The sequence below is a fragment of the Cupriavidus sp. SIMBA_020 genome (genome assembly GCF_046535395.1).
In the GTDB taxonomy this organism is placed as follows: Bacteria; Pseudomonadota; Gammaproteobacteria; order Burkholderiales; family Burkholderiaceae; genus Cupriavidus; species Cupriavidus campinensis.
The window spans coordinates 1-245 of sequence record NZ_JAWRWU010001421.1; the positions used below are offsets into that span (position 1 = coordinate 1).

Annotated in this window: 1 protein-coding gene; it reads right to left on the reverse strand. The window is 64.5% G+C overall.

The features are described from left to right. The coding region (locus SB751_RS34225) for an MFS transporter (protein WP_410749524.1) at positions 1–245 on the reverse strand (245 nt) is incomplete at both ends.

Consider the following 245-nt stretch of genomic DNA (forward strand, 5'->3'; position numbering starts at 1 on the left):
CGCGGCGCGGTTTCTTCCTTGATTTCGGCCACGAAGCGCAGCACCAGGGCGATGCCCAGCACGCCGATGGGGATGTTGATCAGGAATATCCAGTGCCACGACATGTAGGTGACCATGAAACCGCCCAGCGGCGGCCCGATCACCGGCCCCAGCAGCGCCGGGATCGACAGGGACGACATGGCTTTCAGCAGGTCCTGCTTGGGCACCGTGCGCAGCAGGATGATGCGGCCCACCGGCACCATCAT